Source organism: Variovorax paradoxus, assembly GCF_009498455.1.
In the GTDB taxonomy this organism is placed as follows: Bacteria; Pseudomonadota; Gammaproteobacteria; order Burkholderiales; family Burkholderiaceae_C; genus Variovorax; species Variovorax paradoxus_H.
Genome location: NZ_CP045644.1, coordinates 987,590 through 1,013,845, shown reverse-complemented (window position 1 = coordinate 1,013,845; position 26,256 = coordinate 987,590). Strand labels below are relative to the sequence as shown.

General features: G+C 69.9%; 26 protein-coding genes. 12 read left to right on the top strand and 14 right to left on the bottom strand.

The features are described from left to right. Entirely contained in the window at positions 1–315 is a 315-nt protein-coding gene (locus GFK26_RS04565; RefSeq protein WP_153280963.1) for a DMT family transporter, read from the bottom strand. A 123-nt stretch (positions 316–438) separates the two neighbouring features. On the opposite strand from GFK26_RS04565, the gene GFK26_RS04560 reads away from it, so the two are divergent. After that, entirely contained in the window at positions 439–1,338 is a 900-nt protein-coding gene (locus tag GFK26_RS04560; RefSeq protein ID WP_153280962.1) for a LysR family transcriptional regulator, read from the top strand. A 64-nt stretch (positions 1,339–1,402) separates the two neighbouring features. Beyond that, on the top strand, positions 1,403–1,828 hold the full coding sequence (locus GFK26_RS04555) for a PIN domain-containing protein (protein ID WP_153280961.1): 426 nt from the start codon (positions 1,403–1,405) through the stop codon (positions 1,826–1,828). Between the two features lie 16 nt (positions 1,829–1,844). On the opposite strand, the gene GFK26_RS04550 is transcribed toward GFK26_RS04555, so the two are convergent. Next, positions 1,845–2,759, bottom strand: a complete 915-nt coding sequence (locus tag GFK26_RS04550) for a hypothetical protein (RefSeq protein ID WP_153280960.1) — start codon at positions 2,757–2,759, stop codon at positions 1,845–1,847. Next, entirely contained in the window at positions 2,756–4,456 is a 1,701-nt protein-coding gene (locus GFK26_RS04545; protein ID WP_153280959.1) for an FMN-binding glutamate synthase family protein, read from the bottom strand. Before GFK26_RS04545 ends, GFK26_RS04550 begins: the two co-directional genes overlap by 4 nt. A 69-nt stretch (positions 4,457–4,525) precedes the next feature. Here GFK26_RS04545 and GFK26_RS04540 point away from each other — a divergent pair, with 69 nt between their 5' ends. Together GFK26_RS04540 and GFK26_RS04535 are read left to right on the top strand one after the other, a co-directional pair. Then, a complete protein-coding gene (locus GFK26_RS04540; protein ID WP_153280958.1) occupies positions 4,526–5,317 on the top strand; it encodes a YecA family protein in 792 nt (263 codons plus the stop codon). A gap of 94 nt (positions 5,318–5,411) precedes the next feature. Further along, positions 5,412–6,599 carry an MFS transporter gene (locus GFK26_RS04535; protein WP_153285854.1) on the top strand — a complete coding sequence of 396 codons (1,188 nt, stop codon included), beginning with the start codon at positions 5,412–5,414 and terminating at the stop codon, positions 6,597–6,599. Here GFK26_RS04535 and GFK26_RS04530 read toward each other — a convergent pair. Together GFK26_RS04530 and GFK26_RS04525 are read right to left on the bottom strand one after the other, a co-directional pair. Beyond that, entirely contained in the window at positions 6,589–6,909 is a 321-nt protein-coding gene (locus GFK26_RS04530) for a GNAT family N-acetyltransferase (protein WP_153280957.1), read from the bottom strand. The two genes, GFK26_RS04535 and GFK26_RS04530, sit on opposite strands and share 11 nt — an antisense overlap. Beyond that, positions 6,906–7,403, bottom strand: coding sequence for a nuclear transport factor 2 family protein (locus GFK26_RS04525; protein ID WP_153280956.1), 498 nt, complete (start codon positions 7,401–7,403; stop codon positions 6,906–6,908). The genes GFK26_RS04530 and GFK26_RS04525 overlap by 4 nt, the downstream gene beginning before the upstream one ends. A 191-nt stretch (positions 7,404–7,594) precedes the next feature. On the opposite strand from GFK26_RS04525, the gene GFK26_RS34140 reads away from it, so the two are divergent. Then, a complete protein-coding gene (locus GFK26_RS34140) occupies positions 7,595–8,359 on the top strand; it encodes a helix-turn-helix transcriptional regulator (protein ID WP_322745833.1) in 765 nt (254 codons plus the stop codon). Between the two features lie 118 nt (positions 8,360–8,477). Next, complete coding sequence (locus tag GFK26_RS04515; protein ID WP_194274026.1) at positions 8,478–9,668, top strand: Acg family FMN-binding oxidoreductase; 1,191 nt, start codon at positions 8,478–8,480, stop codon at positions 9,666–9,668. 15 nt (positions 9,669–9,683) lie between these two features. Here GFK26_RS04515 and GFK26_RS04510 read toward each other — a convergent pair whose 3' ends face one another. After that, positions 9,684–10,199 carry a CinA family protein gene (locus tag GFK26_RS04510; protein WP_228121915.1) on the bottom strand — a complete coding sequence of 172 codons (516 nt, stop codon included), beginning with the start codon at positions 10,197–10,199 and terminating at the stop codon, positions 9,684–9,686. Positions 10,200–10,204: 5 nt separating this feature from the next. After that, positions 10,205–10,717 (bottom strand): phosphatidylglycerophosphatase A, encoded by a 513-nt coding sequence (locus tag GFK26_RS04505; protein WP_153280952.1) that lies wholly within the window; start codon positions 10,715–10,717, stop codon positions 10,205–10,207. Between the two features lie 205 nt (positions 10,718–10,922). Here GFK26_RS04505 and GFK26_RS04500 point away from each other — a divergent pair, with 205 nt between their 5' ends. Continuing rightward, positions 10,923–12,389 (top strand): MFS transporter, encoded by a 1,467-nt coding sequence (locus GFK26_RS04500; RefSeq protein ID WP_153280951.1) that lies wholly within the window; start codon positions 10,923–10,925, stop codon positions 12,387–12,389. 1 nt (position 12,390) lies between these two features. Here GFK26_RS04500 and GFK26_RS04495 read toward each other — a convergent pair whose 3' ends face one another. Further along, complete coding sequence (locus GFK26_RS04495) at positions 12,391–14,103, bottom strand: FAD-dependent oxidoreductase (RefSeq protein WP_153280950.1); 1,713 nt, start codon at positions 14,101–14,103, stop codon at positions 12,391–12,393. A 25-nt stretch (positions 14,104–14,128) separates the two neighbouring features. Next, positions 14,129–15,139, bottom strand: coding sequence for a Bug family tripartite tricarboxylate transporter substrate binding protein (locus GFK26_RS04490; RefSeq protein ID WP_153280949.1), 1,011 nt, complete (start codon positions 15,137–15,139; stop codon positions 14,129–14,131). 99 nt (positions 15,140–15,238) lie between these two features. Between GFK26_RS04490 and GFK26_RS04485 the strand changes: the two genes are divergently transcribed. Together GFK26_RS04485 and GFK26_RS04480 are read left to right on the top strand one after the other, a co-directional pair. Then, the gene (locus tag GFK26_RS04485) at positions 15,239–16,138 is read left to right on the top strand and encodes a LysR family transcriptional regulator (RefSeq protein ID WP_153280948.1); all 900 of its coding nucleotides are present in this window, start codon (positions 15,239–15,241) and stop codon (positions 16,136–16,138) included. Between the two features lie 123 nt (positions 16,139–16,261). Continuing rightward, positions 16,262–16,927 carry a DUF3053 family protein gene (locus GFK26_RS04480; RefSeq protein WP_373696561.1) on the top strand — a complete coding sequence of 222 codons (666 nt, stop codon included), beginning with the start codon at positions 16,262–16,264 and terminating at the stop codon, positions 16,925–16,927. A gap of 7 nt (positions 16,928–16,934) precedes the next feature. Here GFK26_RS04480 and thiL read toward each other — a convergent pair whose 3' ends face one another. Next, positions 16,935–17,891, bottom strand: coding sequence for a thiamine-phosphate kinase (gene thiL / locus GFK26_RS04475; RefSeq protein WP_153280946.1), 957 nt, complete (start codon positions 17,889–17,891; stop codon positions 16,935–16,937). A gap of 136 nt (positions 17,892–18,027) precedes the next feature. Here thiL and GFK26_RS04470 point away from each other — a divergent pair, with 136 nt between their 5' ends. Together GFK26_RS04470 and GFK26_RS04465 are read left to right on the top strand one after the other, a co-directional pair. Next, complete coding sequence (locus GFK26_RS04470; RefSeq protein ID WP_153280945.1) at positions 18,028–19,173, top strand: helix-turn-helix transcriptional regulator; 1,146 nt, start codon at positions 18,028–18,030, stop codon at positions 19,171–19,173. An 86-nt stretch (positions 19,174–19,259) separates the two neighbouring features. Beyond that, on the top strand, positions 19,260–20,045 hold the full coding sequence (locus tag GFK26_RS04465) for an SGNH/GDSL hydrolase family protein (protein ID WP_153280944.1): 786 nt from the start codon (positions 19,260–19,262) through the stop codon (positions 20,043–20,045). Between the two features lie 23 nt (positions 20,046–20,068). On the opposite strand, the gene GFK26_RS04460 is transcribed toward GFK26_RS04465, so the two are convergent. Then, complete coding sequence (locus GFK26_RS04460; protein WP_153280943.1) at positions 20,069–20,698, bottom strand: isochorismatase family protein; 630 nt, start codon at positions 20,696–20,698, stop codon at positions 20,069–20,071. Positions 20,699–20,799: 101 nt separating this feature from the next. On the opposite strand from GFK26_RS04460, the gene GFK26_RS04455 reads away from it, so the two are divergent. Beyond that, positions 20,800–21,789, top strand: coding sequence for a GlxA family transcriptional regulator (locus GFK26_RS04455; protein ID WP_153280942.1), 990 nt, complete (start codon positions 20,800–20,802; stop codon positions 21,787–21,789). 9 nt (positions 21,790–21,798) lie between these two features. On the opposite strand, the gene GFK26_RS04450 is transcribed toward GFK26_RS04455, so the two are convergent. The 3 genes from GFK26_RS04450 to GFK26_RS04440 are packed head-to-tail and all read right to left on the bottom strand — an operon-like array spanning position 21,799 to position 26,254. Beyond that, complete coding sequence (locus GFK26_RS04450; RefSeq protein WP_153280941.1) at positions 21,799–23,016, bottom strand: YbdK family carboxylate-amine ligase; 1,218 nt, start codon at positions 23,014–23,016, stop codon at positions 21,799–21,801. Next, complete coding sequence (locus GFK26_RS04445) at positions 23,013–24,284, bottom strand: cation:proton antiporter (protein ID WP_153280940.1); 1,272 nt, start codon at positions 24,282–24,284, stop codon at positions 23,013–23,015. Before GFK26_RS04445 ends, GFK26_RS04450 begins: the two co-directional genes overlap by 4 nt. Beyond that, positions 24,281–26,254: a site-specific recombinase gene (locus tag GFK26_RS04440; protein WP_153280939.1), complete on the bottom strand. Its 1,974-nt coding sequence runs from the start codon at positions 26,252–26,254 to the stop codon at positions 24,281–24,283. The genes GFK26_RS04445 and GFK26_RS04440 overlap by 4 nt, the downstream gene beginning before the upstream one ends. Positions 26,255–26,256: the final 2 nt, after the last annotated feature.

Sequence of the window (26,256 nt, the reverse complement as noted above, 5' to 3'; positions counted from 1 at the left end):
CTAGCTCTGCAGCTTCAGGCCGACGATCCCCAGGAAGATCAGCCCGATGCACACCAGCCGCAGCGGCGCGGCGCTTTCCTGGAAAAAGAAGATGCCGATCAGCGTGACGCCGATGGCGCCGATGCCGGTCCAGATCGCGTAGGCCGTCCCGACCGGCAGCGTCTTCATCGCGGCAGTGAGCAGGACGATGCTCGCCAGCGCGGCGCCCAGGCCCAGCGCGCCGGCGGCGGGGCGCTCCCAGCCCGCCGCGGCCTTCAGCGCGAGGGCCATCACGATCTCCACCAATCCGGCGGCAAGCAGCAGCAACCAGGCCATGGGGTTCAACCTCCGTGTGATGTGTGTGAATGCGGGGCGGGCGAATCGCGGCCCCTGCGGACGACTGTAGGATCGGCGCGTTTGCAAAGCCATTCGCAAAAATCGCATCCGGGGTATGCACAAATGCAGGACGCAGACTGGGACGACTTTCGCGTGTTCCTGGCCGTGGGCCAAGCCGGCTCACTCTCGGGCGCCGCGCGCCAGCTGGGCGTCAACCACTCCACCGTGCTGCGGCGCCTGGGCGCGCTCGAGGCGCGCATGGCGGTGCGCCTGTTCGATCGCCTGCCAGCCGGCTATGCGATGACGCTGGCCGGCGAGGCGCTGCGCGAGCGCCTGCAGGGCGTGGGCGAGCAGATCGACGCCGCGCAGCGCCACCTCATGGGGCTCGACCTGCGGCTGACCGGCGTCATCCGCATCACCAGCACCGACACCTTCATGGTCGGCCTGCTCGGGCCGATCCTCGCGGACTTTCGCGCGCTGCACCCGGGCATCGAGCTGCAGGTGGTGATGAACAACCTCTTCCTGAACCTGACCAAGCGCGAAGCCGACGTGGCGATCCGCCCGACCAACGCCCCGCCGGACCACCTGGTCGGGCGTCGGGCAGGGCGGCTGCAGACGGCGGTGTACGCGTCGAAGGCCTACCTCGCGAAGCATCCGGCGCAGACCCCGCTCGCTGCGTACGACTGGGTCGCGCCCGACGAAGGTTTGTCGCACCTGATGCAGGCAAAGTGGCTGCGCGAGCAGGTGCCGCCGGCGCGTATCGCGGCGCGCGTCGACAGCCTCGTCGGCATGACGCAGCTCGTGAAGCGCGGCCTGGGCCTGGGCATGCTCCTGTGCATGCTGGCCGATGCGGAAGACGAGCTGGTGCAGGTCGAGCCGCCGAAGGAGGCGCTCGACACGCAGGTCTGGGTGCTGACGCATCCCGACCTGAAGGAGGTCGCGCGGATCAAGGCCTTCACCGACTTTGCCTGCGCGCGGCTCGTTGCCGACGCGAAGGTGCTGGCGATGCCTTCAGGGCGCTAGAAGCCCCGGCGCCGCATGGTGCAACATCGGCGATAGACAGAGACCGACAGATTTCACGCGACCCATGACCTTGCCAGCCCCCGACCTCGTCGTCATCGACACCAACATCGCCCTCGACCTGCTGGTCTTCGAAGACCCCGCCTGGACGCCGCTGGTCGACGACCTCGCGCGCGGCGCACTGCGCTGGCTGGCCACGCCCGCGATGCGCAGCGAACTGGAACGCGTGCTCGGCTACCCGCTGATCGCCCGGCGCATGGCGCAGCGCGAACTGACGATCGCCGTCGTGCTCGCCGATTTCGATGCGCGCGTGCAGCTGGTGACCGAGGTGCCGGCGCGCGCGCCCTGCGTGTGCAGCGATCCGGACGACCAGGTGTTCATCGACCTGTCCGTCGCCCACGGGGCGCAGCTGTACAGCAAGGACAAGGCGGTGCTGTCGATGAAGAAGCGGCTGGCGCTGCGGGGCGTGGCGGTGCGGGCGGCGCTGGCATAGGCCACGCCGATCCATCTCAGGCCTTGTTCACCTCGTACCACTGACCCAGCAACCGCGCGACGGCCCGCACGCGCTGCGTGTCCCGCCCCCAGCGCCGGCTGGCCGGCAGCTTCTGCGCCCACTTCATGCGCCGCGCCGCATTCGCGATGCGCTCGCGCACTTCCTCGTTCACGCCGCTCAGCGCGGCATGCCAGTGCTGGCCTGCCGCCTGCGGGGCGGCGGCCTCGAGCATCATGGCCGTGGAGTGCAGGTAGCTCAGCCAGTCGCGGGCCTGGCATTCGGCCAGGGTCATGACCTCGGAGGGGTCGTCCTCGAAATCGATGTAGCCGATCACACCATCGGGGCACTGCACGAGGTTGCGGTCGAAGGCCTGGCTCAGGTGCTGGCCGCACAGGTGCACGGCGGCGATGGCGGCCAGGCCTTCGCGCCACACGGCGAGCAGGGCAGCGGGGCCGGCGGCGGCGGCCTGGTCGATGCGCTCCTGCAGCACCACGGTGGCACGTCCGCTTTCGCCGAGGTCGGAAATCAACAGGCCATCGGCCTGCTGCGCCAGCACCACGGGCACGCGCAGACCGGCGGCGGCCAGTTGCTTCAGGCGGCGGGCCTCGGTGGCGATGGCCGCTTCGCCGCCCGGGTTGGGCACGGGCTTGATCACGTCGAGGCCGGCGAGCCGCGCGGCCAGCGCCATCACGCGATAGCCCCATTTGCCGTGGCGCGGGCCGGCCTTCTTGAGCCAGACGCGCTCGCTGCCGAAGCGGTGGCTGGCCACGTTCTTGGCCTGCCTGGGCAGCGTGACGCGCAGGAACTCGGCGTAGTCGCCGGGCGCTGAGGGCGTCGAGCCCGGGGCGTCATCGAGCGGCGCGGGCGCCGATGCGGCGCCCCGTTGGCTGTACAGGCGCGTCGCGGCGCCTCCTCGTCTCAGTGGATTCATGCGGCCATGGCGAAGCCCGGCGCCAGCAGCCCGTGCGGGCCCTGCGTCAGGGGCTGGAAACTCTGTGCACTGGCCAGCGGCCAGTAGGTGCGGAACACGGTGTGCTGGTTGTCGAGCGGCCCGAGCAGCGCGCCGGGCTGCACCTGCATCACCAGGTTGCTCAACAGGCGCACCTCGGTGTCGGAGATGCGGCGCACGATGTGGTGCGCGGTGATCTGCTGCGGATGGTCCAGGCCGGCAGCCTGCACCAGCTCCTGCAGCGCATGCAGCGTGCTGCGGTGGAAGTTGCGCACGCGGTCGGCCTTGGTCGGCACCACCAGCGCCTGCTGGCGCACCGGGTCCTGCGTGGTCACGCCGGTGGGGCAGTGGCCGGTGTGGCAGCTCTGCGCCTGGATGCAGCCCAGCGCCATCATGAAACCGCGCGCCGCGTTGCACCAGTCGGCGCCCAGCGCCATCATGCGGGCCACGTCGAAGGCGGTGATCACCTTGGCCGCGCAGCCGATCTTGATGCGGTGGCGCAGGTTCACGCCGATGAGCGTGTTGTGTACCAGCAGCAGGCCTTCCTGCAAGGGCGCGCCCACGTGGTCGCTGAACTCGACCGGCGCCGCGCCCGTGCCGCCTTCGGCACCGTCGACCACGATGAAATCGGGCGTGATGCCCGTCGCCTGCATCGCCTTGACGATGCCGAACCATTCCCACGGGTGGCCGAGGCAGAACTTGAAGCCGGTCGGCTTGCCGCCCGACAGCTCGCGCAGCTTCGCGATGAAATGCATCATCTCCGTCGGCGTGGAGAACGCGCTGTGCGACGCGGGCGAGATGCAGTCCACGCCCACCGGCACGCCGCGCGCCGCCGCAATCTCGGGCGTGACCTTGGGCGCAGGCAGCACGCCGCCGTGGCCCGGCTTGGCGCCCTGGCTGAGCTTGATCTCGATCATCTTCACCTGCGGGTCGCGCGCGTTGGCGGCGAAGCGCTCGGCGTTGAAGCTGCCGTCGTCGTTGCGGCAGCCGAAGTAGCCCGAGCCGATTTCCCAGATCAGGTCACCGCCATGCACGCGGTGGTGCTGCGAGATCGAGCCCTCGCCGGTGTCGTGCGCGAAGCCGCCCATCTTCGCGCCCTGGTTGAGCGCGAGGATCGCGTTGGCCGACAGCGCGCCGAAGCTCATCGCCGAGATGTTGAACACGCTCGCGCTGTAAGGCTGGGTACAGACCTGCGCCAGGTCTGTGTCGGCCGACTGCGGCGTGCCGCCGATCACGATGCGGAAATCGTGGTTCGCCAGCTTGGTGGGCTGCATCGAGTGGTTGATCCACTCGTAGCCCGCGGCCGACACGTTCAACTGGGTGCCGAAGGGCCGGTTGTCGGGCTCGCCCTTGGCGCGCTGGTACACCAGCGAGCGCTGGGCGCGCGAGAACGGCGCGGCCTCGGCATCGCTCTCGATGAAGTACTGGCGGATCTCGGGGCGGATGAATTCGAGCAGAAAGCGCAGGTGCCCGATGACCGGGTAGTTGCGCAAAATGGCGTGTCGCGGCTGGCGCAGGTCGTGCACGCCGGTGCCCGTGAGCACCGCAAAAACGGCCACCCCGGCCCAGGCCAGCCACAGGTGCGGCGAGGCCAGAACCATCGCCAGGCAGGCGACCAGACCGAGCACACACAGGGCGAACGCGCTGTAGCGTGCGGGAAACGGAATAATCGTGGGCATGGTCATCGGATGTCGGCAGGAGCCTGCTGCATCATAGAGGGCTGCTTCCAACCTGCCGTGACTGCTGCCATGACGACCACCCCAGAGACCCCGATACCCCTGAAACCGCCCCGGCCACGGCCCCAAGCCCTGGGCCCCGACGATTTCGACGCCCTCGACACCGCGCTCGACGCCATGCGCGAGCACGACGAGGAAATTCCCCAGTGGGAGTTCTGCGAAGGCTTCATGGCCGCGCTGATCTGCACCCGCCGCCCCATCGACCCCACCGAATACTGGCCCGTGCTGCTGGGCGACAACTTCGTGCCGGCCCAGCACATGGAGTTCGTCTGGAACTGGAAGCGCCGCTGGCGCGAGATCGAGGAAGGCCTCGACGCCCCGGTCGAATCGCTCGAAGACGAGCGCAGCTGGCAGCCCGAAGTGCTCGACACGCGCGGCGCCATCGCTTCGCTGCCCGAGGAAGAACGCGCGGAAATGGCCGGCGAAGAGATTCCCTCGTTCGCCCAGGTCTGGGCGCTCGGCTTCATGTACGCGGTCGAAAACTGGCCCGAAGACTGGGCCGCCCCGCGCGACAAGGAAGCCGCGCAGATGCTCGACGACGCGCTCGACAACCTCGTCGCGCTGACCGAGGACGACACCGCCAAGCCCACGCTGTCGATGTACGACGAGAACGGCCCGCCGAGCGTGAGCCAGCAGCGCCTGGACGACTTCGGTGCCGCGATCTGGGCGGTGTACGACCTGCGCCAGCTCTGGAAGAGCCTGGGCCCGAAGGTCGAGACGATCCGCAAGGAAGCCGAACCCGGCCGCAACGACCCGTGCCCTTGCGGCAGTGGAAAAAAGTACAAGAAGTGCCACGGCGCATGAGCTCGCCTTTGTCCGCGGTAGTCACGGCATGAGTGCCGTCGCGCCGGCGCAGCGGCCTGCCGCGCAACCCCTGACGCCGCAGGCGGCATGGGTCATGGTCCTCGCGCTCTGCGCAGGAGTCGCGCTCAGCCAGGCGTTCCGCACCGTCGGCGCCATCATGGCCAGCCCGCTGCAATCGGACTTTCATCTCTCCGCCCAAGCCCTCGGCATTTTCTCGGGGGCTTTTCACTTTGCGTTCGGCGCGATGCAGCTCTTCATGGGCATCGGCATCGATCTGCACGGCGTGCGCCGCACGGTGCTCGTGGCCTTTCCCGTCGCGATCGCGGGCGCGTTGCTGTCGGCGATGTCGTCGAGCTACCTCGTGCTCGTGGCCGGGCAGGCGCTGATCGGCATCGGCTGCGCACCGGCCTTCCTGGTGTGCACCGTGTTCATCGCGCGGCACTTTCCTGCAGCGCGTTTTGCGACCGTGTCAGGCATGGTGCTGGCCATCGGCGGCCTGGGCATGCTGGCCACCGGCACGCCGCTCGCGTGGCTGGTGCAGGCGTACTCGTGGCGCGCGGGCTTCCTGGTGCTTGCCTTGGCGTCTGCATTGGCCTGGCTCGCGATCTGGCGCTGGGTGCACGAGCCCGCATCGGCCGTGCCGCAGCAGAAGGAGTCGATTCCCGAAGCCGTGCGCCAGTTCGGCGCGCTGTTCGCGATGCCGCACACGCTCGGCATCATGGTGCTGGGCGCGGTGACGTATGCGGCCTTCATCTCGCTGCGCGGGCTGTGGCTCGGTCCGCTGATGATGGAACGCCACGGCTACTCGCTGGTGCAAAGCGGCAACGTGGCGCTCGTGGTGTCGGTGATCTCGCTGTTCGGCGCGCCGCTGTTCGGCCGCTTCGACCGCGACGGTGTTGCGCGCCGCCGCTGGATCGTGGCCTGCGGCCTGATCTACGCGGGGCTGTTCGCGCTCATCGCCGTGCTGCATTCCGCGTGGCTCGACATCGCGGGCATGGTGCTCATCGGCGTGCTCTCGGGCTTCATCGTCTGGCAGTACGCCGACGTGCGCGTGGCCTACCCGGCCGCACTCACGGGCCGCGCGATGGCCGTCTTCACCATGGCGATGTTCCTGGGCGTCGCGTTCATGCAGTGGGGCACCGGCGTGGCGGCCTCGGTGGCCGCGGCGCAGGGCGGCGATCCGCTGACCGCCGTGCTGGCGGTCATTGCCGTGTTGCTGGTCGTCGGCATCGCAGCCTTTGCGTGGCTGCCCGCGCCGAAGGCGGCTTCCGTCAGATCTTGAAGGCGCGCTGGATGTCCGGCCGGACCAGGTCGGCGTACTCGCGGTGCTTGCGGATGTAGCCCGCGATGAACTGGCACACCGGAATCACATGCCGCCCGTTGGCGCGCGCCTCGTTGAGCACGTGCCTCGCAATGCCCGAGCCCACGCCCTTGCCTTCATGCTCGGGCAGCACCTCGGTGTGCGTGAACAGGATCGCGTCGGTCAGCAGGTTGTACTCGGCGTAGGCCGCGAGCTTGCCGTCGAGCGCAGCCTCGTAGCGGTGCTGCGCTTCGTTGTTCGTGAAGGTGAGTGCGGTCGAAGAAGTGGTCATGAGGGTTGGCGTGCAAGAAAAGTAGCGAGGTTGGCGGCGGCGGTGGCGCGCACCTTGTTGCGCAGCATCGGCGTCCAGCCCAGCAGCAGGCCCGGCGTGCCCAGCGCCTGGCGCGACCAGGTCCAGAACGCAAAGCGGTCGCGGTGCGTGGCGATCAGGCCGTCGGGCGTGAAGGTGAAGCGCGCGTCGATGCTGTTGTCGACCAGCCGGCCGGTGGCGCTGAAGCGGTAGTGGGCATCCCAGTGCGCGCTGCCCGTGCGGCCGTCGGCCTGCACGTCGCGCCAGCTCAGGCGCCACACGTCGGCGCCCTTGGCCTTGGTGGCGTCGCAGAGCATGCGCCACATGCCGCCGATCTCGCGCTGGCCGCGCAGCGAAAAGGCCTCGTCGTCGAACACCGCGTCGGGCGCGTAGCAGGCGGCCATGGTGGCGGCGTCGAGTTGCGAGAACGCGCTGTAGAAGCGCTCGATGGTCGGGGCGTGGGTGGCTGCGGTCATGAGGCCTCGGGGTGGGTGGTGCCAGATCATCGCCCGGATGCGGCGGGCAAGGAAGCACAGGGGTGATTCGGCGTGTCCCGCATTAACATGCGGCCCCGATGCTGGTCCTCGCAGGGCCGGCACCCTGGCGGGCCCCAGAAATAGAACCACAGCCGCTGCACCCGCCACACACAACGCAAGGGGACGCATCCATGGCCGAGGTGATCAACGACTGGCAGTTCGTCGAGGCCGTCATGGCCGCCCGCACGCTCGAGGAGGTCGCGCAGGTCAACCGCCGCGCGATGCGGGCGATGGGCTTCAACCACGGCGCCTACGTGCTCAAGCGTCCGGTGCCCGCGCCCCGTGCCGACGCGCCCGCGCAGGACGCGCTGCTGTTCTTCCACCACCTGCCCGCCGATTGGGCCCGCAGCCGCTACGAGTCGCTGCGCAGCAACGCCGGCGAGCAGGCCGACGCCCGCGTGCAGCATGTGCGTGCCGGCATGCCGGCCACCGCATGGAGCTGGCTCGGGCAGGTGAGCCACACGCGTGCCGACATCGGGCAGCGCGCCCGCGGCCTGCTGCGCAGCGCCGGCGAGCACGGGCTGAAGGCGGGGCTGACCGTGCCGCTGTGGACGCCCGGCATCGACTGGGCCTTCATGACCCTCACCACCGACGCGACCGCCGACCTGCGCGAACTGCGGGCCACGCTGGCGCCGATGAACTACTTCGCCTCCTGCCTGCACTCAACGGTGCGCCGGCTGCAGGGCGACGCAAAGGTGCCGGTGCTGAGCGCGCGCCAGCGCGAGGTGCTGCACTGGGTGGCCGTCGGCAAGTCGACCTGGGAAATTTCCGAGATCCTGCACATCAGCGAGCGCACCGTGTACTTCCACCTCGTGAGCGCCGCCCGCAAGCTCGACACGCAAGGCCGCACCGCCACCTGTGCACGCGCCCTGGCGCTGGGCCTGCTCACACCCTGAGCCGCCCCACCCCTGTCGGAAACGACAGGGGTCCCTGGAGCGCCGCGCAAGGCGGTGCTGCAATCGGGCCGCGGGCAGGCCGTGTGTCACGCGCCCGATGCTTCAACCAACCGAGCCCATGAGAGAACGCAGAAATTTCGTGCGCCTGCTGGGAGGCGGCCTCGCGGTGGCGGCGGGCGCGACGGCCCTGGCGACCTGGTGGCTTCATGCCGACGTGCCGGCCGCCGCCTTCGAGATCTGGAACGGCCCGGGCGACGAGCCCGATGTGCGCAAGCGCGCCATCGCCTATGCCGTCACCGCGCCCACGGCCTACAACGGCCAGCCCTGGCGGGTCGACCTGCGCGAGCCCGGGGCCATCGTGCTGTACACCGACCGCGCGCGCGTGCAGCCCGCCACCGATCCGTTCGGGCGCCAGCTCATGATCGGCCACGGCGCGTTCATCGAGCTGCTGGTGATGGCACTGGCCCAGCAGGGCGTGCAGGCACGCGTGCAGCTGTGGCCGCAGGGCGAACCGGCGGGCGAACCGCCGCAGTGGCCCGACCTGCCGGTGGCGCGCCTCACGCTGTCGCGCGGCGGCACGCCCGATCCGCTGTTCGCGCAGGTGCTGCGGCGGCGCACGCCCAAGCAGCGCTTCGACACCGGGCGCACGGTGTCGGCCGACATGTTGCAGGGGCTCACCGCGGCCGTGGCCTCGAGTGCCGGCGCGGGTGTGCAGTCTGCCGGCACGGTCGACATGGCCCGCGTGCTGCCGCTGCGCAAGCTCTGTGCGGCCGCGGCGCACGTGGAGCTGGCCACGCCCCACACCGCACGCGAGAACCTGCGCATGCTGCGCATCGGGCCGCAGGAAATCCTGGCGCACCGCGACGGCGTGTCGCTCAACGACCCGGCGCTGCGCCTGGCCGTTGCGCTGGGGCGCTTCGACCGCGAGGTGCCGGCCGCCGAAGACAGCCTGTCGTTCCGGCAGACGCTGCGGATGTTCGAGGACCAGGCCCACACGGCGATGGGCTTCGTCTGGATCAGCACCGGTGGCAACAGCCGCAGCGAGCAGATCGCCGCGGGCCGCGCCTACGTGCGCCAGCAGCTGCGCGCCACCGACCTGGGCCTGGGCATGCAGCCCATGAGCCAGCCGCTCGAGGAGTTTCCGGAGATGGCGCCGCACTACGCGGCGGCGCACGACATGCTGATCGGCGCCGTGCCGTCGCGCCATGCGCGCAGCCCGACCGTGCAGATGATGTGCCGCCTGGGCTTTCCGACCGGGCCGGTGCCGCCTGCGCCGCGCCGGCCGGTCGGCGATTTCATGCAGGCCTGAACAGCCCGGGCGTGGTCAGCGCGGCAGCAGCTGGATCAGCGTCTGCAGCGCGTAGTGCACCGTGGCCGCGCGCACCGTGGCGCGGTCGCCGTCGAAGCGGCGGCGCTCGGTGCGCACCTGCCCGTCGACCGACCAGCCGAACCACACGGTGCCCACCGGCTTGTCGGGCGAGCCGCCTGTGGGGCCGGCCACGCCGGTCACGGCGACGGCCGCGCGCGCCGGCGCGCCGCGGGCAATGGCGCCTTCGGCCATCGCGCGTGCCACGGGCTCGCTGACGGCGCCGTGGGCGTCGATCAGCGTGGCGTCCACGCCGAGCATCTCGGTCTTGGCAGCGTTCGAGTAGGTGACGAAGCCGCGCTCGAACCACGCGCTGGAGCCCGCGAGGTCGGTGCAGGCGCCGGCGATCAGGCCGCCGGTGCAGCTTTCGGCGGTGGCCATCATCCAGCCCCGGGCCTGCAGCCGCTCGGCCAGCGTCGCGACGAGCGCGGGGGTGTCCTGTTCGGCCAATGCAGAGGAAGTGGAGGGTTCCATCAGTTTCACCATGCGCGCCACAGCGCAATGACCAGCAGCGTGCAGAAGGCCGCCACCAGGTCGTCCAGAAGAATGCCGAAGCCGGCGCGCCACCACTGCACGCGCGCGGGGTCGCGCGGCTTGAAGACGGCGTCGGCCCAGCCCACGGGCCCGGGCTTGGCGGCATCGAAATAACGGAACAGCGCGAAGGCCGCGACCTGCGCCCACAGGCCGGCCGGCGTCACCAGCCAGAGCACGAGCCAGAAGGCGACGATTTCGTCCCACACGATGGCGCCGGGGTCGGACACGTTCATGTTCCGCGCGGCCACCGTGCAGGCCCACCAGCCGATCGGCAGGCCGGCCAGGATGATCCAGCCGATGGTCGCGGGCGTGAACCACAGCTGCATCACCACGAAGGCGGCCCAGGCCCACAGCGTGCCCACGGTGCCGGGCGCGAAGCGCGACAACCCCGAGCCGAAGCCCAGCGCAATGAAGTGCGCGGGGTGCGAGAGCAGAAACTGCAGGGTGGGGCGACGCATCGGGGACGGGGCAGGGCGCCGGTGGCGGAGAGGAATCCATCGAAGAAGAAGCAGAGGAAGAAGAAGCAGCGTGCATCGGCTTCGAAGTGTCGCGCATCCCGCCCGACGCCTGCACGCCGAAGTTTCTATTTATCAAAGCAATAGCTTGTTTAATTGAGGGGCGCCGCCTAGTATCCAGGCTCCTTTTGCGTTCTCCTTCGTTCCCATGTCGTCATCTTCTTCCTCCCTCGACGCTGCCGCCGTTGGCGCGCCGCCGCCCACCGCCGCGTGGCGCGACCTGTTCAGCGGGCGCAACGGCTGGCGCGCGCTGGCGCTGACCGGCGGTGTCGCGCTGCACGCGGTCAACGTCCACATCGTGACGACCGTGCTGCCCTCGGTGGTGCGCGAGATCGGCGGGCTCGACTGGTACGCCTGGAGCACGACCTTGTTCGTGGTCGGCTCGATCCTCGGTGCCACGCTCTCGGTGCGACTGCTGGCCGCGTGCGGGCCGCGCGGTGCCTGCCTCGTGGCGCTGGCCGTGTTCACTGCCGGCTCGGTGGGCTGCGCGCTGGCACCGGCCATGCCGTGGCTGCTCACGGGGCGCACGGTGCAGGGCCTGGGCGGCGGCCTGCTGGGGGCGCTGAGCTACGGGCTGATCCAGCGCGTGTTCGAGCCTCGCCTGTGGCCGCGCGCGGTGGCGCTGGTGTCGGGCATGTGGGGCGTGGCCACGCTGTGCGGACCGGCGGTGGGCGGGCTGTTCGCGCAGGCCGGCCATTGGCGCTGGGCCTTCTGGGCGCTGCTGCCGGTGGCGGCGGCGCAGGCCCTGCTGGTGACGGTGCAGCTGCGGCCCGCGGCCGGCGTCCGGCATGACCGGCCGGCGCAGATGCCGCGCGTGCCGGCGCCGCAGATCGCGCTGCTGGCGCTCTCGGTGCTGGTGATTGCCGCCAGCGGCTTCTGGCCCGGCCTCGCGGGGCAGGCCGTGGGCGTGGCTCTGGGCCTGGCCATCGGCTTCGCCGCCACGCGCATCGACCGCCGCGTCGGTGCCGTGCGCCTGTTGCCGACCGGTGCCTATGCGCTCGGCACGCCGCTGGGCGCCATCTACGCGAGCGTGGCGCTGCTGCTCATCGGCACCACCACCGAGATCTTCGTGCCCTACTTTTTGCAGCTGCTGCACGGCCACACGCCGCTCATGGCGGGCTACCTCACGGCGGCGATGGCGGGCGGCTGGAGCATCGGTTCGCTGCTCTCGTCGGGCCGCCATGGCGCGCGCGCCGATCGCATGCTGCGCGCCGGGCCGGTGGTCTGCACAGCAGGCCTGCTGGCGCTCGCGTGGCTGCTGCCGACGCCGGGGGCGCTCGGCGCCAACGTCGAGACCACCCTCGTGGCCGTGGCGCTGGCGGCCGTCGGCTTCGGCGTGGGCATCGGCTGGCCGCATCTGCTGACGCGCGTGATGGCGCTGGCACCGCGCGGCGAAGAAGGATTGGCGTCGGCGTCGATCACCACCGTGCAGCTCTACGGCATGGCGGTCGGTGCGGCCGTGGCGGGTCTGGTGGCGAATGCGGCGGGGCTCACGGTGCCCGGCGGCGTCGACGGTGCGCGCTCCGCAGCGATCTGGTTATTCGCGACTTTCGCGCTGGCACCTGCCATCGCCGCTTGGCTGGCATCGCGCGCAGTGGCGCTGCGCAACGCCTGAGCTAAGCCAGCACGCCTTCCCAGGCGAGCGCGCGGCGGCGTCCACGCTCGCGCCGCGATTCACCGCGCAGCGTCGCCACCAGGTCATACACATCCGCCGGCAGGTGCGCGCCACGCCACGCGATGTGCTGGTCGGCGCGGCACATCACGAGCCGGTGCGCATAGGCCTTGGGCAGGCTCGCGGTCTCGATGTCGAGCACGGTGAGCGGCATGCGGTACGCGGCGGCGGCGCGCTCCAGCGGGCGCACGTCCACGCTGCGGTCGAAGCGCAGCAGCGTGTAGCCCGGGCCGAAGGCGTCGTACAGCGAGCGCCCGTCGGCCAGCCAGAAGTGCGGCGCGCGGCAGCCGGGCACGGTGGAGGGCGTGAACTCGCCCATCGAGTACGGCGGCGCGCGGTGCTCGCCGTCGGGCACGATGATCGGTGAGCCGGTGTAGAAGTAGCCGAAGTTGAGCCCGCCACAGCAGAACTGCTGCACGTTGAGTGCATACGCTTCGCGGCCGATGTCGGCGCGCTGTGCATCGCCCGCGGGGCCGGGCGCTTCGATGTCGGGCGGCACGGCGCGGCGCGCGCGGATCATCTTTTGCGCATGGTCCATCGCGAACTGCGACACCTGCTCGGTGATCGGCAGCCGCTCGGCCTCGTAGGCATCGAGGATGGCCTCGTCGGCCCAGCCCTGCACACAGGCGCCCAGCAGCCACGAGAGGTTGAGCGCGTCGGCAATGCCGGCGTTCATGCCATAGCCCGCGTAGGGCACCCACAGGTGCGCGGCGTCGCCCGCGAGGAACACGCGGCCTTCGCGGAAGCGCGTCGCCACGAGGCGCCGGCCGATCCAGTCTTCCTTGCTGATGATGTCGTAGCGGAAGTCGGGGCCCACGCCCAGGATCTCGCGGATCGAGGTGTCGCGGTCGACCGAATCGAACTCGGGCTCTTCGGCGTTCAGGTGGTTGTGCACCAGCCAGGTCTCGTGGCCGTCGATGGCGAACATCGTGCCGCAGCGGCGCGGGTTCATCGCGTAGTACGACCACGCGGGCTTGCCTGGAATCAGCTCACGCAACTGCGGCGCGCGAATGAAGGTCGACTGCACGCGCTGGATGACGGCCGTGCCTTCCAGCTTCGCGCCGATCTGCTTGCGCACCGGCGAGCTGCCGCCATCGCAGCCGACCAGGTAGCGGCAGCGGATGCTGCGCGTGGCGCTGCTGTCCATGTCGGTGACGGTGGCGCTCACGCCGTCGGCGTCTTGCGTGAAGCGCTCGAACTGCGTGCGGTTGAGCAGCGTCACGCCCGGCAGCGCGGCCGTGTGCTTCAGCAGAATGGGCTCGAGGTAGATCTGGTTGATGCGGTGCGGCGGTTCCGGCGTGGGCCACCATGCGTCGGGGCCTTCGGTCTCGGTGTAGCGGTCGCGCCGGCACGGAATCGGAATGCGCGTGAGCTCGGTGCCCGTCACCGAGGTGCGGAACACCACGTCGTTCGGGTGGTCGGCCGGCAGCCCCGCATCGCGCAGTTGCTGCGCCACGCCCAGGCGGCGAAACTGCTCCATGGTGCGCGAGGCCACGTGGTTGCACTTCACGTTCGGCGGCTCGGCAAAGCGGCGCGTCTCGCACAGGATCACGCGCACGCCGCGCGAGGCCAGGTCCATCGCCAGCGTGAGGCCCACGGGGCCGGCGCCGACGATCAGCACGTCGGCTTGCATCGAGGTGTCGGCGGTCGTCGTCATGTCTCTCTGTGGGCGTGTCTGTCGTTCAGTCGAGCTTGATGTGGGCGTCCTGGATCACCTGGGCCCACTTCTTCGTCTCGGCGCGGATGTAGCTGTCGAAGGCCTCGACCGAGCCCGGCGCGGGTTCCACGCCGAGCGCGCGCATGGCCGTCTTCACCTGCTCGTCGCCGAGCGCGGCGTTGAGTTCGGCATTGAGCCGCGCCACCACCGGCGCCGGCGTGCCGGCCGGTGCGACCACGCCGAACCAGCCGGTCGAGTCGTAGCCCGGCAGGCCGGCCTCGGCCACCGTCGGCACCTCGGGCAGCATCGGCAGGCGCTGCGGGCTGGTCACGGCAAACGCGATCAGCTTGCCGGCGCGGATCTGCTGCAGCGACGAGGGCAGGTCGACCACCGCGAGCGGAATCTGACCGCCGAGCACATCGAGCGCGGCCGGGCCCGAGCCGCGATAGGGCACCTCGACGAGCCGCGTGCCCGCCATCTGGTTGAACAGCGCCGCCGACAGGTGCATGGCCGTGCCGTTGCCGCCATGGCCGATCGACAGCGAGCCCGGCTTCGCCTTCGCCAGCGCAATGAGTTCGCGCTGCGTCTTCGCGGCCACCGACGGATGGCCGACCAGCACGAAGGGAATGGCCGCCAGCATGCCCACGGGCTTGAGGTCTTTCTGCGGATCGAAAGGCATCTGCGGGTACAGGCTCACGTTGGCCGCCAGCGCGCCTGCCGCGCCCACGCCCAGCGTGTAGCCGTCGCCCGGCGCCTTGGCGACGAGCGTCAGCCCCACGTTGCCGCCCGCGCCGGGGCGGTTGTCGACCACCACCTGCTGGCCCAGCTTCTCGTTCAGCCGCGGCACCAGCATGCGCACCACGCCATCGGCGCTGCCGCCGGGCGGGAAGGTCACGACCATGCGGATCGGCTTGGTGGGGAAGGCATCGCCGGTGGGAACTTGCGCGAAGGCGGTGCTTGCCAGCAGCGCACCGGCCGCAGCCCACAGCCATCGCCTCTGAAATGCGCGCAAGCCACGGGCGATGGGTGCTGTCATTCGGGCCTCTCCTTGGATCCGGTGCTTTGATGGGAGATTGAACGATGGCAGGATTCATTCGTAAATCAAGAAATTCCGAATGATTTTTCAAATTTTCTGATGAATACGAACTTCAGTCCTACGATGCGCCAGCTGCGTGCGTTCCTCGCGGTCTACCAGCTGCGCAAGCTCGGCGCCGCGGCCACGCGGCTGTTCGTCACGCAGTCGGCCGTGAGCATGCTGATCCGCCAGCTTGAAGAAGGTCTGGGCACGCGCCTGTTCGACCGCACCACGCGTGCGCTCAAGCCCACGTCGGCGGCCGAGCAGATGATTTCCACCGTCGAGCGCGTGCTGCGCGACGTCGACTCGCTCTCGGCCGATTTCCGCGAACTCGCCACGCTGGAACGCGGCCGCGTGACGCTGGCCATCACGCCCACGCTGGCAGGGTTTTTATTGCCCGATGCGCTGCGCGCCTTCGGCGAGCAGCACCCGAAAGTTCGCGTGCTGGTGAACGACTGCGCGCCCGACCAGTTCCTGTCGCGCATCCTCGGCGAGCACGTCGACTTCGGCATCGGCACGCCCGAGCGGCCCGGTCCCGAGGTCGAGGTGCAGCGCCTCCTGCGCGACCACCTCGCCGTGGTGTGCCGCACCGACCACCCGCTGGCCAAGGCGCGCGTGGTGCGCTGGTCGGACCTGGGGCGCCACCCCGTCATCACCGTGCGCCCCGGCTACGGCGTGCGCCCGCTCATCGACGGCACGGCGGCAGACGCCGGTGTGACGCTCGATGTGGTGAACGAGGTGTCGTTCCTGTCCACCGCGCTGTGGATGACGGCGGCAGGCATGGGCGCGTCGATCATGCCGTCGGCTTTTGCGCGCGCCGAGAAGAACCCGGTGCTCGTGGTGAAGGTGCTCAGTGCGCCGCGCGTGGCGCGCGACATTTCTATCGTCACCAAGCGCGGCCATTCGCTGTCGGCGGCGGCGCGCGCGTTCATCGAGGCGTTGAAGCAGAGCGTGCAGTAGCCGTGAAGGCGGGGCGGCCGTATGCTGGCTGACCATTTTTCCTTCGCGCGAAAGCAGGCCCTCATGACAACAACAACCCGATCCCGTTTCTCTTTTGCATGGCCGAGCCTTGCACTCGGCCTGATGCTGTCGATGCTGCTCGTCGCCTGCGGCAACAAGGAGGCCGAGCAGCGCACCGCCTTCATCACCTTCTTGCAGTCCCGTGTGCTCGACAAGCCCGGCCTGCGCGTGCCCACGCCCACCGCCGAAGAAAAAACATCGTTCGGCGACTACGCGCAGCACTACGCGGTGATCACCGATTTCAACGAAGGCATGAACCAGTCGGTGAGCAAGCCGATGACGCAGATCATGGCCAAGGGCGCGCTGCGCTCGATGGCCGACCTGCCGGCACGCCGTGACGATCTCAAGGCCGCCAAGGAGGGCCTGGGCGGCTTGCGCACCGCGCTCGACCAGCAGTTGGCCAAGGCCGACGCGGCGCGCGCGCAACTCAAGCAGCCCGACGACCTGAAGCAGGTCTATGCCAAGGCCTTCGAGAAGACCGTGACCACGCCGGCGACCACGTTCAAGGAGGTGTTCCCTCCGGTCGACGCCGTCTTCGACAGTGCGTTGGCCATCGCCGATTTCATGGAGAAGAACAAGTCGAAGCTTCAGGTCTCCGGCGCCACGCTCACCGTGACCGATCCGGCGGTGGCAGCGGAGCTCAACAAGATGGCGCAGCAACTGGGCAAACAGTCGGCTGCCATCAACGCCGCGCAGGACAAGATGCGCGCGGTGATGCGCGGCTCCTGACCCGACGTCAGACGAAGTGATCGAACGAGCCGAAGCGCTGTGACACCGGCGCGCCGCCCGCATCGATGATGCGCAGCCCCGCGTCCGCCTCGATGCGGCCGATGCGCGTCACGCGCGTGGCGCTGTTCACGCCGGCCTGCAGAACCGCATCGCGGGCCGAGGCGGGTGCAGTGAACACCAGCTCGTAGTCGTCGCCGCCCGAGAGCGCGCAGGTGCGCAGCGCCTCGGCGGGCAGGCCGGCGGTGTCGACCGCGATCAGCGCGGCGGTTGCATCGGCATCGAGCGTGGCGCCCACGCGGCTCGACGCGAGGATGTGGCCCAGGTCGCCGATGAGGCCGTCGCTCACGTCCACCGCCGACGTGGCGATGCCACGCAGCGCCTGGCCCAGCGCCACGCGGGGCGTGGGTTGTTCCATGCGTGCACGCGCTTGTGCGAACGCCTCGGCAGGCAGGCTCAGCGTGCCGCGGAACACCTCGAGCGCCAGCCGCGCATCGCCGAGCGAGCCGCTCACCCACAGGTCGTCGCCCGCGCGCGCGCCCGAGCGCAGCAGCGCGGCGCCGGCCGGCACTTCGCCGAACACGGTGATGCAGATGTTGAGCGGGCCGCGCGTGGTGTCGCCGCCCACGAGTTCGCAGCCATGCGCGTCGGCCAGCGCGAACAGGCCGCGCGAAAAACCCTCGAGCCAGGGCTCGTCCACGCCGGGCAGTGCCAGCGCGAGCGTGAAGGCCAGCGGCTTCGCGCCGCAGGCGGCCAGGTCGCTGAGGTTCACGGCCAACGCCTTGTGGCCGAGCCGGGCCGGCTCCACGGTCGACAGAAAGTGCCGCCCCTCCACCAGCATGTCGGAGGACACGGCGAGCTGCATGCCCGCGGCCGGCGCGAGCAAGGCGCAGTCGTCGCCCACGCCCAGCGGCGAGCGCGTGGCGGGACGTTTGAAATAGCGTGTGATCAGGTCGAATTCACCCATGGGTGCGAGAGCATAACGACCTGGCGCGGGACCGCTCGTCGCGGCGCCCACGGGAAATGGGGGCTGACACCTGAAGCATTTTGTAATACCGTGCCGCAAACGGATACATCAAAAGTCCAAACAGGGGGAGTTCGTCATGACAGCCATCGTGCAGGGCGGCGTGTCCGCAGAAGCAGACATCGACCGGGTCGTTGCCCTGCTGTACGACGGGATCACCTGTCCCGGCGACTGGTACGACGCGCTCGATGCCATGCGCGAAACCCTCGGCGCCGCCTGCTTCCACACGCTCACCGTGCGGCGCGCCGACTGCTCGGTGGTGGGTGCGGGGCTCGCCAACCTGGAGAGCCCGCCCGACAAGGTGCGCGAGTACGAGCAGCACCTGGCGCGCGACGACATCCGCATGCAGATGCCGGTGAAGGCCCCGCTGGGCACGCCGGTGACCGACCACACCTACTTCGGCGCACGCGCGCTGTCGCACAGCCCGATCTATGTCGACTGGCTCGCACCGCTCGGCCTGCGCCACACGCTCGCCATGGGGCTGCGCGCCGACGACGACACGCGCGAAGTGCTCGGCTTCATTCGCCCCCGGGCCGAGGCGCCCTACGGCCCCGAGAGCGAGGCCTTCTGCCGGCGCCTGTCGCCGCACCTCGTGCGCGCCAGCGAGCTGCGTGCCCGCATGGCGCAGCTGGGCGAGCACGCGGCGACCGGGCTGTCGGCGCTCGACGCGCTGCCGCAAGGCATCGCCGTGCTCGACGAAGCCTGCCGCATCGACCACCTGAACGCCCGCGCGACCGCGTGCGCAGGCCGCGGCGGCCTGTTCGACAGCGCGCAGGGGCGCCTGCGGCTCGCGTCGCCGACGTTGCAGTCGGCCTTCGAACAGCGGGTGCGCGAGGCCTGCGCCGCGTCCGGCGGTGAGCGGGCCGGCGTGCTGCACCTGACCGTAGCCGGCGGCGTCGTTCGCATCACCGTGCTGCCGCTGAAGCCCTCGCACCCGCTGGCCGTGCTGCGCCAGCGCCACCGCGCGCTCGTGGTCTTCGCCCATCCGGCCGAGGCCGCCGCCACCGACCCGCGGCAGATGGAAAGCCTGCTCGGCCTGAGCCCGACCGAGGCGCGGCTTGCGCTGCTCATCGCGAGCGGCAAGACCGTGAAGGACTTCGCCGCCGCGCAGCACTGCTCCGAGCACACGGCGCGCAGCCACCTGCGCAACGTGATGCGCAAGACCGACTGCCACCGGCAGGCCGAGCTGGTGTTGCTGGTGCAGTCGCTGCGGCTGGGCGGCTGAGCAGGGTCTACCGCGAACGAGGGATGGCGCCGCGCGGCGCTTGCGAGAACCATGGCGCCCGATACACCGACAACGAGGAGTTCGCCATGGCTGTCTACTGGGACGAGACCAAGATGCAGACGGGCCCGCACGGCACCGCGACGATCCTCGCGTTCGGCGATTCGTGGTTCTGGTACCCGCTGCCGGGCGGCTGCCTGCTGAACTACCTGGGCGACGTGGTCGGCGCGCGCGGCCACGTGATCCTGGCCAAGGGCATGAACGGCGCGCAAACGCACGACTACGTCGACGGCAAGTACCGCAACGCGGTGCGCGAGTCGTTGCGCCTGTACGGCCCGACGCTGTCGGCGGTGTTCATCAGCGGCGGTGGCAACGACTTCGCGGGCTTCAACGACCTGCGCCCGCTGCTCAAGACCGACTGCTCCGCCGAGACGCTGGCCGCGCAGTGCTTTCGCAACGGCACGGGCGGCTTCGACCAGTTCCTCGTCGAGATGGACGAGCAGTACCGCGCGCTCATCGGCCTCATCTACACCCGCACGAGCGTGGACTGTCACATCGTCATGCACAGCTACGACTACGCCCCGCCCACGGGCGAGGCGCTGTTCGGGCGCGAAGGCTGGCTGCGCCCGGCGCTGGTCGACGCGGGCGTGGCGCCGGAGTTGTTCAAGCCCTGCGTCGACCACCTGATCGACGGCTTCCACGGCATGCTGCTGAACATCGCCAAGGGCGACCCGCAGCACCTGCACGTGGTGGACAGCCGCGGCACGCTGGGCCCGAGCGACTGGGCCAACGAGCTGCACCCCAACGGGCGTGGCTTCAAGAAGATCGCGGTGGAGCGCTGGAAGCCGGTGCTGCAGCCGCTGAACTTGGCTTGACCTGGCCTGATCTCCTGTGAGGGTCAGACGCCGCGCGCGCGGCGGTTGGACATGACCACGTTGTCCTTCTCGATCGCCGCGCCGCTCTTCAGCGCAGCAATCCACACGTCGGTCGTCGCCACGGCGGCGAAGTTGCTGTGGAACACGACGCTGAACACGCGGTGGATTTCCTCCGCGCTCACGCGGCCGGCCGCATTCTCGTAAGGCAGTGCGCCGGTGGCGTCCGACAGGAACTCCACGTTCAGCCCGCGGTGCATGGCCTCGAACACGGTGGACGCGTCGCAGTTCTGCGTCATGTAGCCGGTCACGCTCAGCGTGTCGATCTCGTGGCGCGTGAGCCAGTCGGCGAAGTCGGTGCCGGTGAAGACGCTCGGGAAGGCCTTGGTGACCAGGTGGTCGCGCGGGCGCTTGGCGATCTCGGGATGCAGCTGGCCGTGGAAGTGGTCGGCCTGGAAGACCGGCGCGCCCTTGGGTGCGTGGTGCTGCACCACCACCACCGGCACGCCGGCCGCGCGGGCCGCGTCCATGGCCTGCGCGATCTTCGGCAGTGAGCTCTCGACCGGCGGGTATTCGATCGGCAGGCCGCCGCCTTCGAAGTATTCGTTCTGCACGTCGATGACGACGAGGGCGCGGCGCGGTGCGGATTGGCTCATGGGTATCTCCTTCGGTGTTTGTGTGTGGAACGGCTCGATTCTTCGCGCACGGCGGATTTCGCGACAGTGGCCCGAAAGCCATTCATCGATAAGATCGGGCCATGCGCTCGACCACCACCAAGGCTGCCGTTGAAACCATCGCCGTCGTGGCGTTCGACGGCATCAGCCCCTTCCACCTCTCCGTGCCCTGCATGGTGTTCGGCGAAGACCGCACCGACACCGGCGCGCCGCGCTTTCGCGTGCAGGTCTGCGCACCCGAGCCCGGGCCGCTCGCCACCAACGCGGGCTTCACTCTGGTGGTGCCGCACGGCCTGGAGGCGATCCGCCGCGCGCAGATCGTGGTGGTGCCGTCATGGCGCGACGACGGCCGGCCCGCGCCGCCCGCGCTCATCCGTGCGCTGCAGGCGGCGCACCGACGCGGCGCCACCGTGGTCGGGCTGTGCCTGGGCGCCTTCGTGCTGGCCGAGGCCGGCCTGCTCGACGGGCGGCCCGCCACCACGCACTGGCACCTGGCCGCGGCCTTCGCCAAGCAATATCCGCAGGTCGTGCTGCAGCCTGAGGTGCTGTACGTGGACGACGGCGACGTGCTCACCTCGGCGGGCACGGCCGCGGGCATCGACTGCTGCCTGCACCTGCTGCGCGTGCGCTATGGCGCCGACACCGCGAACCGCGCCGCGCGGCGCATGGTCGTCGCGCCGCACCGGCAGGGCGGCCAGGCGCAGTACATCCAGCAGCCCATGCCGGCGGCGGCCGAACGCGACCGGCTCACGCCGCTGCTCGAATGGCTGGGACGGCATCTGCAGACGCCGCACGAACTCGACGAGCTCGCCAATCGCGCGCTCATGAGCCGGCGCACCTTCACGCGGCGCTTCCGTGAATCGACGGGCACGACGGTCGGCCAGTGGCTGCAGAACCAGCGCCTGGCGCTGGCGCAGCGGCTGCTCGAAACGACAGACCGCTCGGTGGAGCGCGTGGCGGCCGATGCGGGTTTCGGCTCGGCCGTGCTGCTGCGCAAGCACTTCGCCACGGCATTCAAGGTGTCGCCGACGGCGTACCGGCGGCAGTTCTCGCAGGAGGCCGTGGCCGCCTGAACGACTGGCTCAGGCCGCGCCGCGAAAGCGCAGCGAGGCTTGGCGCACGACCTCGGCCAGCAGCCGTTCCTTGCCCTGCTTCTCGCGCAGCCAGCGCGCGTCGTTGCGGTTGGCCTCGACGCTGGTGCGCAGCTCGCCCAGCGCCTGCGTGGCGTTGAGCGCCTCGCTGTGCCACTCGAGCTGGGTCATGGTCATCAGGATGTGGTCGCGCAGCGGCATGTGCTGGCCGCTGGCCGGGTCGACATACACCGCGTCCAGCCCGAAGCGACAGGCCTGGAAACGGTTGTAGGTGTAGACGAGGTAGTCGTCCTCGCACGGCTCGAAGGGCTGCTCCTGCAGGAACCACGCGGCCAGCGACTGCACGTAGCCCGCGAGTGCGGCGGCGCGCTCGATGGTGAGCGGCGTGTCGAACACGCGGATCTCGATGGTGCCGAACTCGGGCTTGGGACGGATGTCCCAGTAGAAGTCTTTCATGCTGCGCACGACGCCGGTGCGGGTCATGCGCTCGAAGTAGGCCTCGAATTCCTTCCAGCTCGTGGTGAAGGGCGCGCGGCCCGAGAGCGGAAACGCGAACACCGAGTTCAGCCGTGCCGAGTCGAACTGCGTGTCCTGCCCCTGCACGAACGGCGACGAAGCCGACAGCGCAATGAAGTGCGGGATGTAGCGCGACATGCGATGCAGCATGAGCAGCGCCGAATCGGCGTCGGGGCAGCCGATGTGCACGTGCTGGCCGAAGATGGTGAACTGCTTGCTCAGGTAGCCGTACAGCTCCGACAGCTCGCGAAAGCGCGGCTTGTCGTAGATGCGCCGTTCGTGCCACTGCTGGAACGCGTGCGTGCCGCCGCCGACCACCGCGATGTTGAGCTTGTCGGCGTTCTTGATCAGCGCCTCGCGGATGGGCGACAGCTGCGTGATCACGTCCTGCGCCGAATGGCAGATGTCGGTCGAGATTTCGATCATGCTCGACGTCATCTCGGGCACCACGCTGCCGGGCAGCGGCGTCTGCGCCATCAGGCGCAGCATGTCTTCGGCATACGGCGCGAGGTCGTAGTCGTGCGTGTTCACGAGCTGCAGCTCGAGCTCCACGCCGAGCGACAGCGCTTCCGACTTGTTGAAGGGCTCGAGCTTGACGGCGCGGCTCGCCGGATCGGCGGGCAGCGGCGCGGAGCGGACGTCGTCGCTGTCCGGGTCGATCGGGAGGATGGAGGTGGGGTTGCTGCTGCTCATCGCTGCGTGTCTTCCGTGGTGCTGAAGGCCTGCGGCGTCCAGGGGACCGAGCTCTCGCCCACGGCGTGGATCGCCACAGTGGCGAGCACGGCGCCCATCACTTCCATCAGCAGAATCGAGGGCAGGGCGACCTGCGTGATCATGGTGCCCAGGAGCGGCGAGGCCGATGCGAAATTGGAGGCGATCAGCAGGGCGATCGACGACAGCGGCGTCATCGCGCAGCCGACCCAGAAGGCCTGCTTCCAGCTGGCGCCGCTGCCCGGGTTGGCAATGGCCACGCCCGAAATCTTGGTGACCAGGCGCACGCCGATCACGGCCAGCACCACGCTGGCCACGGGCAGGGTCCAGTCGGCCTGCGCCGCCACCATCGACACCAGCACGAACATCAGCATCGTGAGCAGCGACGAGGCGGTGCCGAGCTGGCGTTGCCAGGCCCAGGGCTTGGGATTGAGTGTCTTGAGCAGCACGCCGCCGATGAGCGCCGCCAGCGGCGCCGAGCCGCCGATGTGGGCCGTAAGCGCCGCGCCCGCCGCGATGATCGCCAGCAGCAGGATCGAGGTGTTCTCGCTGCTCGGGCTCATCACGCGCAGCGCCGAACGCAATGCCAGCGCCATGATCGCGCCGACCACGAACGACATGCCCAGCACCACCGCCACCGGGTAGAGCTTTTGCATCAGCGACTGCGGCGCGCGCTCGATCAGGCCGGCCTGCGCGTAGCCCAGCGTGAGCGCGTAGAAGGTGTTGAGCGTGGCCAGCGTCATGGCGCGCTCGGTCACCGGGCCGGCGGCGCGGGTGTCCATGATCACGCGACTGAGCACGGCGGGCGAGGCGACGATCGCCATCAGCGCGATGGGGTTGGCCACCGGGTCGGGCAGGCCCAGCAGAATCAATATCCAGTACACGCCGAAGTAGGTCAGGCTTGCTTCGAGCAGGCTTTGCACCAGCACCATCGGGTTGTGGCGGAACCAGCGCAGCGGCAGCCGCCCGCCGGCCTCGAACAGCACCACGGCCGCGCCGAGTTCCAGCAAGAACAGGCTGATGCCGCGCAGCGGCCAGATCGCGCCCTCGAAGCCCGCAAAGCCCACCACCGCGCCCACCACCGAATAGCCGATGACCTTCGGCATCCCCAGGTAGCGCTGCACCAGGTGGCCGGAGGCGGCGGCGACGGCCACCAGAAGGGCCCAGAGCACGGTGGGCAGGCCGGCCGAGGGACGCGCCCATTCGGCCCAGAAGCCCTGGAGTTCGGCGATGAATTCGGTCAGGTTCATGTAGGCAGGAAAAAGCTCACCGGCCGGCTGCGCCAGCGGGCCCAGATCGCGCTGCGGATGCGGGCGCGGTCACCGAGGCTCACGCTGTGCGCGCGCAGCGCCAGCCGGAAAGCGAAATAAAAACTCACGCTCACATTGAGCGCGCCGATCACCGGAATCGCCGCAACCGCCCACCACAGGGCCGGCTGGTGCAGTGCCGGCAATCCGATGGATGCTGCTGCGGCCGCAATCTGGCCGGCCGACAGCGTGACATGGCGCACATCCAGCCCGAGCCCGAAGAAGCCCGCGAACGCAGGCAGCAGTCCGAGCATGAGTCCCAGCGAGATGTTGGAGGCGAAGCCTGAGATGTGTGTGCGCATGAAGGCGGCCCAGCGACGGGCCCGGGCGGCACCGAGAAAGGCGCCGATGCGAGGGTTGTAACGCATGGCGGAGTCCAGGCGATGCAGGACAAAGGCGTTTTCTGTCCATCCGGCGATGATGCTGGACGAAAACAGCAGGATGCCGGTGAATGCCGCAAAAAGAACGGTCGGTCCCAGCAGCGACAGACCGTTCAGCGTGGCCGCGGCATGGGCCGCGTCGAGCAGCGGCCGGCCCAGCGCGGCCTGGTAGCCGAGCACCAGCAGGCCGACCGCCGGCACCACCAGCAGCACGTTGCCCAGCACGGCCGCCACCTGCGAGCGCACGAGGTTGGCCACTTCGTCGACGAACTGGTCCACGGCCCCGTCCGACTTGATGTCGCGCAGCCGCGCCGCCATGGCGGGCGCGGTCATTGCGGGCTGCTTGGTGGCCAACGTGAGGTGCAGCAGCTGGATCGCGACAAAGCTGGCCGCATACATGACGCCCGAGACCAGTCCGCTCCAGAAGGCCGACAGCGCCAGCGCATAGATGCCGAACTTGGCCAGCACCGTCAACGCCGTGAACGCGCCGCCGCCGGCGGCTTTTTTCACCATCTGCAGGTAGCTGCGGCGGTCGCGCGTGATGTAGTGCTCGCCGGTCTCGGCGCTGCGCTCGGTCACCTTGGCCGCGAGCATCGACGAGTTGGAGGCGATCAGCGCGCGGATGCTGTTGCGCTCGCCGCCCGCCAGCACCAGCTTGCCGACCAGCCGCGCCATGCTCGGCCCGGGCACGGGCGAGATCAGGCAGTCGAGCAGCTCGCGGATGCGCAGCACGCGCTCGCGCAGCTGGCGCAGCCGGAACACCAGACCGACCGAGATGCCGTTGTCTTCCAGGTGCGTGTAGACCGACGAGGCGCTGGAGCGGCAGGCGTCGAGCCGGTCGCGAAAAGCCACGAAGGCGGCCTGCAGGGCGTCTTCATTGCGCGGCTGCGCAAACATCTGCTCGCGCAGCGCGTCGAGGTCGGACATGAGCGCATGAAAAGGACGCGCCTCGCCCGCTTCGGGGCTGATGCGCAGCCGCAGCTCGGGCGAGAAACCCGTCGCCACCACCTGGCTGCAGCAGTAGGTGACCGCGTCCATCACCGTGTGGCGCCAGCGCGGCGAGCCGTCGTGCGCGGGGGCGGCGTCGGACAGCAGCGCACCGATGCGTGCGAGCTGGGTGTCGTCGAGCAGCGCGATCCAGCCGGCATCGAACACGCCGGGCAGCACCAGCCGGAACAGGTCCGAGGCGTCGGTGGTCTCGGGCGTGCCCGGCAATATCTTGCGGCGCATGCGCTCGCCGAATTCGCTGAGGAAGGCGGTGCGCGGCGCAAAGCCGTAGTCGGCCAGCAGCGCTGTGAGGTCGACCGACTGGGTGAACGCGCGCCACCAGGCGCGCAGCCGTTCGCACAGCTCGGGCCGCGCCTCGACGGCGTCGAGCAGCAACTGCACGCGGCCGATGGCGGCCTGTGGCGAGGCGCGGTCGCCGCGCAGCCAGTCGAAGAGGTTGATGAGCCAGATGTGGCGCTGCGCCACATCGGCCGTGGGGTCGAGGCCGGCAAGCAGCCCCTGCAAGTCGCGCGATGCGGCAGCCATGG

Excerpts from the sequence above, each read along its gene's own strand:
- GFK26_RS04535 (WP_153285854.1), top strand. The coding sequence starts at position 5,412 with ATGGTCCTCGCGCTCTGCGCAGGAGTCGCGCTCAGCCAGGCGTTCCGC.
- GFK26_RS04445 (WP_153280940.1), bottom strand. The coding sequence starts at position 24,284 with ATGAACCTGACCGAATTCATCGCCGAACTCCAGGGCTTCTGGGCCGAA.
- GFK26_RS04525 (WP_153280956.1), bottom strand. The coding sequence starts at position 7,403 with ATGACCGCAGCCACCCACGCCCCGACCATCGAGCGCTTCTACAGCGCG.
- GFK26_RS04460 (WP_153280943.1), bottom strand. The coding sequence starts at position 20,698 with ATGAGCCAATCCGCACCGCGCCGCGCCCTCGTCGTCATCGACGTGCAG.
- GFK26_RS04505 (WP_153280952.1), bottom strand. The coding sequence starts at position 10,717 with ATGCGTCGCCCCACCCTGCAGTTTCTGCTCTCGCACCCCGCGCACTTC.
- GFK26_RS04490 (WP_153280949.1), bottom strand. The coding sequence starts at position 15,139 with ATGACAGCACCCATCGCCCGTGGCTTGCGCGCATTTCAGAGGCGATGG.
- GFK26_RS04495 (WP_153280950.1), bottom strand. The coding sequence starts at position 14,103 with ATGACGACGACCGCCGACACCTCGATGCAAGCCGACGTGCTGATCGTC.
- GFK26_RS04485 (WP_153280948.1), top strand. The coding sequence starts at position 15,239 with ATGAATACGAACTTCAGTCCTACGATGCGCCAGCTGCGTGCGTTCCTC.
- GFK26_RS04470 (WP_153280945.1), top strand. The coding sequence starts at position 18,028 with ATGACAGCCATCGTGCAGGGCGGCGTGTCCGCAGAAGCAGACATCGAC.
- GFK26_RS04500 (WP_153280951.1), top strand. The coding sequence starts at position 10,923 with ATGTCGTCATCTTCTTCCTCCCTCGACGCTGCCGCCGTTGGCGCGCCG.
- GFK26_RS04465 (WP_153280944.1), top strand. The coding sequence starts at position 19,260 with ATGGCTGTCTACTGGGACGAGACCAAGATGCAGACGGGCCCGCACGGC.
- GFK26_RS04565 (WP_153280963.1), bottom strand. The coding sequence starts at position 315 with ATGGCCTGGTTGCTGCTGCTTGCCGCCGGATTGGTGGAGATCGTGATG.
- GFK26_RS04545 (WP_153280959.1), bottom strand. The coding sequence starts at position 4,456 with ATGCCCACGATTATTCCGTTTCCCGCACGCTACAGCGCGTTCGCCCTG.
- GFK26_RS04530 (WP_153280957.1), bottom strand. The coding sequence starts at position 6,909 with ATGACCACTTCTTCGACCGCACTCACCTTCACGAACAACGAAGCGCAG.
- GFK26_RS04550 (WP_153280960.1), bottom strand. The coding sequence starts at position 2,759 with ATGAATCCACTGAGACGAGGAGGCGCCGCGACGCGCCTGTACAGCCAA.
- GFK26_RS04560 (WP_153280962.1), top strand. The coding sequence starts at position 439 with ATGCAGGACGCAGACTGGGACGACTTTCGCGTGTTCCTGGCCGTGGGC.
- GFK26_RS04515 (WP_194274026.1), top strand. The coding sequence starts at position 8,478 with ATGAGAGAACGCAGAAATTTCGTGCGCCTGCTGGGAGGCGGCCTCGCG.
- thiL (WP_153280946.1), bottom strand. The coding sequence starts at position 17,891 with ATGGGTGAATTCGACCTGATCACACGCTATTTCAAACGTCCCGCCACG.
- GFK26_RS04480 (WP_373696561.1), top strand. The coding sequence starts at position 16,262 with ATGCTGTCGATGCTGCTCGTCGCCTGCGGCAACAAGGAGGCCGAGCAG.
- GFK26_RS34140 (WP_322745833.1), top strand. The coding sequence starts at position 7,595 with ATGGCCGAGGTGATCAACGACTGGCAGTTCGTCGAGGCCGTCATGGCC.
- GFK26_RS04450 (WP_153280941.1), bottom strand. The coding sequence starts at position 23,016 with ATGAGCAGCAGCAACCCCACCTCCATCCTCCCGATCGACCCGGACAGC.
- GFK26_RS04440 (WP_153280939.1), bottom strand. The coding sequence starts at position 26,254 with ATGGCTGCCGCATCGCGCGACTTGCAGGGGCTGCTTGCCGGCCTCGAC.
- GFK26_RS04540 (WP_153280958.1), top strand. The coding sequence starts at position 4,526 with ATGACGACCACCCCAGAGACCCCGATACCCCTGAAACCGCCCCGGCCA.
- GFK26_RS04510 (WP_228121915.1), bottom strand. The coding sequence starts at position 10,199 with ATGGAACCCTCCACTTCCTCTGCATTGGCCGAACAGGACACCCCCGCG.
- GFK26_RS04455 (WP_153280942.1), top strand. The coding sequence starts at position 20,800 with ATGCGCTCGACCACCACCAAGGCTGCCGTTGAAACCATCGCCGTCGTG.
- GFK26_RS04555 (WP_153280961.1), top strand. The coding sequence starts at position 1,403 with ATGACCTTGCCAGCCCCCGACCTCGTCGTCATCGACACCAACATCGCC.